Source organism: Mycolicibacterium xanthum, from assembly GCF_019710635.1.
GTDB lineage: Bacteria > Actinomycetota > Actinomycetes > Mycobacteriales > Mycobacteriaceae > Mycobacterium > Mycobacterium xanthum.
The window spans coordinates 1-592 of record NZ_JAIFZS010000105.1 but is presented as its reverse complement, the minus strand read 5'-3'; the positions used below and the strand labels follow the sequence as shown (position 1 = coordinate 592).

Below are 592 nucleotides of genomic sequence, written 5' to 3'. Positions count from 1 at the left end.
GTCATTTCCACCGCTGTGAGCTGATGGGCCCTACCGCCGGGGGCGCCGGGGAGGTGTTCGGCCGGTTCGAAGCCGCTGATCCCAACGAGCTGTGGGTCGGGGATGCCCTGCACGGCCCGCGGGTCGGGGACCGCAAAACCTACCTGTTCGCCTTCCTCGACGATCACAGTCGGCTGGTGGTCGGGCACCGGTTCGGGTTCGCCGAGGACACCGTGCGCCTGGCCGCCGCCCTGAAACCGGCGTTGGCCGCCCGCGGCGTTCCGTCCGGCATCTATGTCGACAACGGCTCGGCGTTCGTCGATGCGTGGCTGCTGCGGGCGTGCGCGAAGCTCGGGATCCGGCTGGTGCATTCCGCGCCGGGGCGTCCGCAAGGACGGGGCAAGGTCGAACGATTTTTCAGGACTGTGCGTGAGCAGTTCCTCGTCGAGGTCACCGACACCAGCAGCGAGGACCTCGCCACCGCCGGGGTCGACCACGCTGGGGCGTTGTTGGAGCTCAACCGGCTGTTCATGGCGTGGGTGGAGACCGAATACCACCGCCGCACCCATTCCGAGACCGAGCAGGCGCCGCTGGCACGCTGGCAGACCGGATG

At 68.9% G+C, this 592-nt stretch carries 1 protein-coding gene; it reads left to right on the top strand.

The annotated features are described in order from the left end of the window. Positions 1-592: DDE-type integrase/transposase/recombinase (locus JDV09_RS25975; RefSeq protein ID WP_221372010.1), on the top strand; the 592-nt coding region annotated here is incomplete at both ends.